The sequence below is a fragment of the Streptomyces sp. ISL-66 genome, from assembly GCF_018614135.1.
GTDB lineage: Bacteria > Actinomycetota > Actinomycetes > Streptomycetales > Streptomycetaceae > Streptomyces.
The window spans coordinates 1-5,925 of sequence record NZ_JAGGOW010000245.1; the positions used below are offsets into that span (position 1 = coordinate 1).

The window sequence follows — 5,925 nt, forward strand, 5'->3', positions numbered from 1 at the left end:
GGACCCGGGGCGACCGGCGGTTGACGGCCGTGGAGCCCGGGCGGCGCGGTGGGGATGGCGGGGCGGTGGGAATGGAGGTGCGGCGGTGCGGCGGGGTTCAGTGGATGCGGCGGATGTCGCGGCGGCGCAGGGCGTAGCCGAGGCCGACCAGGCCGCCGAGCAGGAGGCCTCCGCCGGCGGCTACTTCCAGGGGATCGAGGCCGGCGACACTGCCGCCGAGCCCGCCCCGGACGCCCTGGGAGACACGGCCCGAGGCACCCGTACCTGTGCCTGTACCCGTGCCTGTACCCGTGCCGGATGTCGTGCCCGCGCTCGTGCCGCGGCCCGTACGGGTGCCGGCGGTGGAGCTGGTGGTGGGTCTGCTGGTGCCGCCGGTGATGGTGAGGTCGGCCGAGCCCGTTTCGCCGTTGCAGGTGAAGGAGACGGAGTACTGGGCCCCGCGCCGGGCGTCCCGGTCCACGGTGACGCGTACGGTCCTGCCCCGCTCGATGCTCACGGTGTCGAAGACTCCGGAGGAGGCGGTGGCGAAGGCGGCGTTGCAGCCGGTGACGGAGAGCACCGTCTGGCCGCCGGGGGCGACCGTGGAGGGGGTGATGGCGAAGCCGAAGGAAGTGATGGGCGCGGCCTCGGCCGCGCTCGCGGGGGCCGCGGAGACCGGGCCGAGTACGAGGACCGCTCCCGCGGCGGCGGTGCCCAACAGGGCTGAGGGGGAGGTGCGTATCGCGCCCATGGTTGATTCTCCGGATCCCCGAGGAGCAGCCGCGGAACGGTTTCCGCACGTGGGGGGTCGTGCGCCTCGATGTCCGCCACGCTAGGCGCGGGCGACGTGGCTCGCGATCAGGAACGGGCGAATGGGGCATGGTGCTGGGCCGAACCGGGGACGGAGGCCCGTCCCCGGTTTACCGGACTCCGGCAAGGGGCGAGCTCAGTCGCGCAAGCCCAGGTGCGGGAACTGCGCGAAGAACGGCTCGGCGGTGGCCGCGATGCCGCGGCCGAACGGTGCGTCGAAGTCCCAGATGAGGAACAGCAGGAAGGCGATCAGCGCACTGAACAGGCCGGCCAGCAGCAGCTCGCGGAAGGACCTTCTGATCTGCAGGGTGAAGATCAGCCCCACCGTCACCAGAGCCCCCGCGATCAGCCCGAACCACACCACGCCGGGCATGGTGGCGCCGGCGCTCTGACCGCGCGCGTTGCGGGCGTCGTCGACCACGGCGACCTGGTCGACGAGCGGCTGGTAGGCCTGGCCCTCGTGGTCGGTCCGCGGTTCGTAGTCCGTCACATCACGACGGATGCGGTCCAGCAGCTCCGCGCTGCGGTCGGTGAGATCGCCGTTCTGGGCCATCTCCTTCCATTCGGTGTCCACGACATAGGTCACGTACGCGTCGACGTCGGACCGGATCTTCGCGCGCACGTCGGCCGGGTAGACCTCGGAGCGGACGCTGATCTCGTGCAGGGCCTGGGACTCCTGGCGCACGTACTCCTGGGCGGCGCCGCGGCCCTCCCAGACGCCGGCGATCGCCAGTCCCAGCACGATCGCGTAGATCACCCCGATCATCATCGTCATGTACTCGATGACGTCCGGGGTTTCACTGGGATCGTCGTCCTCGCCGATCCGGCGCTGGTTGAAGAAGGCGATGGAGAGCACGACGGCGCACGCCGCCGCCATCGCGAGGGACAGGACGAGCCATTCCGACAAGATGACTCCAAATCAGGGGTCGGGCGGTGGTTCCTCAGCGCGGACGCAGCGCGACGATCGCGAGCACCGCGGGGGCGGCGGTCATCAAGGTGAAGGTCACCGGCGAGATGTGGCGTTCGGCCGGTTTGCGGGCCGCCGCGTGGTAGCTGGGGCGCGCGACCGCCTTCGCGGGCGTGGGTGCCGGGGCCACCGCGGGGGGCGGCGGCTTCGGCGGGGCCGGCTCGGGTGGCGGGGGAGCGGGCGCCGCGCGTACGGCGGGCGGCGGCTTGGGCGGCGCCGGAGCCGGGGGCTTCGGCAGGGGCTCGGGCGGCGCGGGTTCGGGAGCCGGTGGTGGAGGGGGTGGGGGTGGTGGTGGCGGTACGGGGGGCGGCGGAGGAGGTGGAGGAGGCGGGGGTGGCGGTGGGGTGGGATGGGGCGGGGGCTCGGGAGGGCAGGGTGGAGGAGGGGGCGGCGGGCAGTGCGGGCGGCCGTGATGACCGTCCCCGTGGTGGCCCCGTCCGGGGAATTCGTTTCCGTGTTGGCCGCTGTCGCCGCTGTCGCCGCTGTGGCCGCGGTCTCCGTGACCACCGGCCCGGTCGCCCCGATCGGCTCGGTCGCCGTGATGTCCGCCACCTCGGCCGCCCCCGATCGCGCCGCCGGTGGCGGATGCGACCAGCCTGAGGGCGCTCGCTCCGTCACCGCCGTCGGTCGTCGCGTAGGCGCTGCTATCGGCCATCGCCGGCGTGGTCGACAGTGCCGCCCACAACAGGACGGGGACCGCCAGCAGGCGCCTGGAAGAGGCTCTTTTCACCTCGGGATCATGGGCTCGCGCGCGCCCGCGCACGCGGCGCTTGGCCCGGGTTCGCCTGAACGGGTGACGTGTTGGCTATGGAGGTTTGAGCCAGCTTCAGGACGCGTCCGTTTCGCCGTCGGCCTTTCTCAAAAGGTATTTGTCGGTTTCGATCATTCGCCGCTCACCGGCCCGCGCGGGGCTTTGCCGTGTGACGAAGAAGGGATCGCCAATTTCCGCTTTTGCTCGCCCCGTTGGGCAACGATCAGTACATTCGGCTCGGACAGGGTCCGGCCCCTTCCGGACCACGGCAGGACTACGGCTTGGAGACCCCGATGGAGCGCCCCGCCTGGGCCCCGCCAGGCATCGACATATCGATGCCGAGCGTGTCCCGCATCTACGATTACTACCTGGGCGGCTCCCACAATTTCGAGGTCGACAGGCAGGCCGCCCGCCGCGCCATGGAATTCATGCCGGGACTGCCCAAGATCATGCAGGCCAACCGGGCATTCATGCGCCGCGCCGTCCGGTACGCCGTCGCGGGGGGCGTCACGCAGTTCCTCGACATCGGTTCCGGCATCCCCACCTTCGGCAATGTCCACGAGATCGCGCAGGCGGCCAGCCCCGAGGCGCGCGTGGTCTACGTCGACCACGACCCGGTGGCCGTCGCCCACAGCCAGGCCGTACTGGCCGGCACCGAGCGGACCGGAGTCGTCGCCGCCGACCTGCGCAAGCCGCGGGAGATCCTGGCCGCCCCCGAGGTCGCCCGGGTACTGGACCTGAGCCGCCCGGTGGCCCTGCTGCTGGTCGCCGTCCTGCACTTCCTGGAGGACGCGGACGACCCCTACGCCGCCGTCGCGGAGCTGCGCGAGTCGCTGGCACCCGGCAGCCTGCTGATCCTCACGCACGCCTCGTACGAGGGGATCCCGCTCTCGGAGGAGGACGCGGCCGGCACCGTCGAGGTCTACCGCGACATCCGCAACCCGCTCGTCATGCGCAGCGGAGAACAGATCGAAGGCTTCTTCGACGGATTCGAGCTGATCGAGCCCGGCCTCGTGGCGATGCCCAACTGGCGCCCCGACGGATCCGAAGGGGCGGCGGGCGGGGCGGCGGACGAAGACCCGTACGCCTTCTCCGGCTTCGCAGGCGTGGGACGCAAGGCGTGAGACTGCCCGCACAGACGGCGGGCGGCACCACCGCGCCGCAGGGTGGTCTGGAGGACCGGATCGGCCGCTTCGCCACCATCTGGGGGCGGGCGATCTTCCCCGTCACGGCGACCTCGCTCACCCGCGCCGAGTTCGAACAGCACCTCGTACCGCTCACCCGCGCCCTCGTCGACGCCCTGTACGCCCGGCCCTTCGACGCGGCCGCGGGCCAGCGGGTCGGCTCCGAACTCGTCGCCGTCCACTGCACCGACCCGGAGGCCCTGGCCGGCACCCTGGGCGTCGTCGAGTCCTACCTGGTGCTGTACTGCGGGCCGGGGGGCCCCGACGCCGAGGGCGCGCTGGGCACCGAGGAGTACCGTTCCCGCTGCGCCCGCCTCCAGCACGGCATCGCGGCGGGGTTCGCCCGCGCCCTGCGCGAGCGCACCCTCAAGGAGCAGGAGGCCATCGCCCGCTCCGCCCTGACCGCGCGGATCGACGCCCAGCAGGCGCTGCACGCGAGCGAGGCCCGCTTCCGGGCGGTCTTCGAGGGCGCGGCCATCGGGATCGGCATCGCCGACCTGGAGGGCAACGTCCTCGAGATCAACGACGCGCTGCTGCAGATGTTCGGCGGCATGGACGGACACGTCCGGGGCCGCAACGTCAGCGAGTGGAGCCACCCCGAGGACACCCCGCACGTCTGGCGGATGTACGGCGAGCTCGTGCGCGGCGAACGCGAGAGCTACCGCGTCGAGAAGCCGTACTACCGGCACGACGGGACCGTCCTGTGGACCAACCTGACGGTCTCGCTGCTGCGCGACGCCGAGGGCGTGCCGCAGTACCAGCTCGCCCTGATGGAGGACACCACCGAACGCCGGCTGCTCAACCTGCGCCTGCGCTACGAGGCCACCCACGACGCACTGACGGGGCTGCCCAACCGGACGCTGTTCTTCGAGCGGCTGGAGAAGGCGCTCAGCGGGTCCGGCGGCACCCGGTTCGGCCTCTGCTACCTCGATCTCGACGGGTTCAAGGCCGTCAACGACAGCCTCGGCCACTCGGCGGGGGACCGGCTGCTGGTGGAGGTCGCCGCCCGCCTCGGCGGCGACGAGTTCGTGGCGCTGACCACCGGACCCGACACCGAGGAGAAGGCCACCGAACTCGCCGTCAGAGTCCTCTCCGCCCTGTCGGTCCCGATCCGGCTGGATGGCCGGGAGCTGACCGTCCGGGGCAGCATCGGCATCGTCGAGGGCCCGGCGCGCGAGCGCACCGCGGCGGAGGTGCTGCGCTCCGCCGACATCACGATGTACCGGGCCAAGGCGGCGGGCGGCAACCGCTTCGAGTTCGCCGACGCCGAGGCCGACGCGCGCGCCATCACGCGGCACGGCCTGACCAACGCCCTGCCGGCGGCGCTGGAACGCGGCGAGTTCTTCATCGAGTACCAGCCGCTGGTGCACATGCACGACGGCAGCGTGCACGGCGCGGAGGCGCTGGTGCGCTGGTCGCACCCGCAGCACGGGGTGCTCGGCCCGGACCGCTTCATCCCGCTCGCCGAACGGACCGGGCTGATCGTGCCGCTGGGCCGCTGGGTCCTGGAGGAGTCCGTCCGCCAGGCCCGCAACTGGCAGCACCAGCACGGCGGCTCCACCCTGCGGATCAACGTCAACCTGTCACCGACCCAGCTGCACCACCCCGGCCTGGTCGCCGACACGGTCCGCGTTCTGGAGTCCTCGGGCCTGGCCCCGGGCACGCTCTGCCTGGAGGTCACCGAGTCGGCCTTGATCGGCGCCGACGACGAACTCCTCGAGCCGCTGCGCCGGCTCGCCGCCCTGGGCGTGGACATCGCCCTCGACGACTTCGGGACGGGCTACTCGAACCTCGCCAACCTGCGGCGCCTGCCCGTCAGCGTCCTGAAGCTGGACCGCTCCTTCACCAAGGGGATGCAGCAGCAGCCGGCCAACCCGGTCGACGTCAAGATCGTGGAGGGCATCGTCGCCCTCGCCCACAGCCTCGAACTGGCCGTCACGGTCGAAGGCGTGGAGACCGGCGCGCAAGCGGCCCAGCTCCGCGCCCTGGGCTGCGACACGGCCCAAGGCTGGTACTACGCCCGCCCCGGCGCCCCCGACCGCATCCACGCCCTGTCCCTCTCGGACGCGGTTCCGACGGCCTCCTGACGACCGCCCTGCCCCGGCCCGGCCTGGGCGGGCCGGGCCCGGGCGGAGGTCCGGCTGGGGCGGCCGGTCCCGTGCTCGTCCGGGCCGCCCCCGGGCGACGGGCGGTCTGTCAGACCGCCGGCACCGCGCGCGGCCGGTCACCCGCGG

General features: G+C 72.6%; 5 protein-coding genes. 2 read left to right on the top strand and 3 right to left on the bottom strand.

The window, feature by feature from the left end; genetic code table 11:
* Positions 1 to 97: 97 nt before the first annotated feature.
* The 3 genes from J7E97_RS35240 to J7E97_RS35250 form a co-directional block, all read right to left on the bottom strand.
* On the bottom strand, positions 98 to 730 hold the full coding sequence (locus tag J7E97_RS35240; RefSeq protein WP_215035724.1) for a hypothetical protein: 633 nt from the start codon (positions 728 to 730) through the stop codon (positions 98 to 100).
* A 195-nt stretch (positions 731 to 925) separates the two neighbouring features.
* A complete protein-coding gene (locus J7E97_RS35245; RefSeq protein WP_215035726.1) occupies positions 926 to 1,696 on the bottom strand; it encodes a DUF4239 domain-containing protein in 771 nt (256 codons plus the stop codon).
* Between the two features lie 34 nt (positions 1,697 to 1,730).
* Complete coding sequence (locus J7E97_RS35250; RefSeq protein ID WP_215035728.1) at positions 1,731 to 1,886, bottom strand: hypothetical protein; 156 nt, start codon at positions 1,884 to 1,886, stop codon at positions 1,731 to 1,733.
* Between the two features lie 914 nt (positions 1,887 to 2,800).
* On the opposite strand from J7E97_RS35250, the gene J7E97_RS35255 reads away from it, so the two are divergent.
* Positions 2,801 to 3,631, top strand: coding sequence for an SAM-dependent methyltransferase (locus J7E97_RS35255; RefSeq protein WP_215035732.1), 831 nt, complete (start codon positions 2,801 to 2,803; stop codon positions 3,629 to 3,631).
* Positions 3,628 to 5,778: a bifunctional diguanylate cyclase/phosphodiesterase gene (locus J7E97_RS35260; RefSeq protein WP_215035730.1), complete on the top strand. Its 2,151-nt coding sequence runs from the start codon at positions 3,628 to 3,630 to the stop codon at positions 5,776 to 5,778. The genes J7E97_RS35255 and J7E97_RS35260 overlap by 4 nt, the downstream gene beginning before the upstream one ends.
* The last annotated feature ends 147 nt before the right edge of the window (positions 5,779 to 5,925 follow it).